Below are 1,141 nucleotides of genomic sequence, written 5' to 3'. Positions count from 1 at the left end.
GGGAGACTGTGAAGCGCACGCGCCAGCGTGTGTGGAGTCATCGTTGAAATACCACTCTGGTCGCTCTGGGTATCTAACTTCGGTCCGTGATCCGGATCAGGGACAGTGCCTGGTGGGTAGTTTAACTGGGGCGGTTGCCTCCTAAAGGGTAACGGAGGCGCTCAAAGGTTCCCTCAGCCTGGTTGGTAACCAGGTTTCGAGTGTAAGTGCACAAGGGAGCTTGACTGTGAGACGTACAGGTCGAGCAGGGACGAAAGTCGGAACTAGTGACCCGACGGTGGATTGTGGAATCGCCGTCGCTCAACGGATAAAAGGTACCCCGGGGATAACAGGCTGATCCTGCCCAAGAGCTCATATCGACGGCATGGTTTGGCACCTCGATGTCGGCTCGTCGCATCCTGGGGCTGGAGTAGGTCCCAAGGGTTGGGCTGTTCGCCCATTAAAGCGGTACGCGAGCTGGGTTTAGAACGTCGTGAGACAGTTCGGTCCCTATCCGCTGCGCGCGTAGGAAACTTGAGAAGGGCTGTCCCTAGTACGAGAGGACCGGGATGGACGAACCTCTGGTGTGTCAGTTGTTCTGCCAAGGGCACCGCTGATTAGCTACGTTCGGAAGTGATAACCGCTGAAAGCATCTAAGCGGGAAGCACGCTTCAAGATGAGGTTTCCATGCCCCTTGTGGGTGAGAGGCTCCCAGCTAGACTACTGGGTTGATAGGCCGGATGTGGAAGCACAGTAATGTGTGGAGCTGACCGGTACTAATAAGCCGATAACTTGCTACAAAGGTGCTACGCGTCCACTGTGTGGTTCCCGGAAAACACACCCCGGGAAACAACCAGCGACCACTTTGGGTTTGTGCCTGGGTGGGTGGTTGGTTCAAGTGAATACGAGTCTCGTGAGGCCACCATGCGTGTGTGTGGTTCGAGACACGAATCGACTCGCCAGAGTGTGTGTGAGTACGAGAGTGTTTCGGTGGTCATAGCGAAGGGGAAACGCCCGGTCACATTCCGAACCCGGAAGCTAAGCCCTTCAGCGCCGATGGTACTGCACTGGGAACGGTGTGGGAGAGTAGGACACCGCCGAACTCAACGTTTGTTTCAGCCCCGCCCAACTGTTGTTGGTCGGGGCTGAAACCATTCCCGGG

The 1,141-nt window shown here is 56.5% G+C and carries 2 rRNA genes; both read left to right on the top strand.

Annotation, left to right across the window (positions count from 1 at the left end):
* Positions 1 to 780 (top strand): 23S ribosomal RNA (locus HMPREF3099_RS00895); the annotation flags it as partial.
* Between the two features lie 185 nt (positions 781 to 965).
* A 5S ribosomal RNA gene (gene rrf, locus HMPREF3099_RS00890) occupies positions 966 to 1,082 on the top strand.
* Positions 1,083 to 1,141: the final 59 nt, after the last annotated feature.

The organism is Kytococcus sp. HMSC28H12, from assembly GCF_001816045.1.
Classification (GTDB): domain Bacteria; phylum Actinomycetota; class Actinomycetes; order Actinomycetales; family Dermatophilaceae; genus Kytococcus; species Kytococcus schroeteri.
Note: the sequence above shows the minus strand (reverse complement) of the source record. Positions and strands in the feature narration are given on the sequence as shown.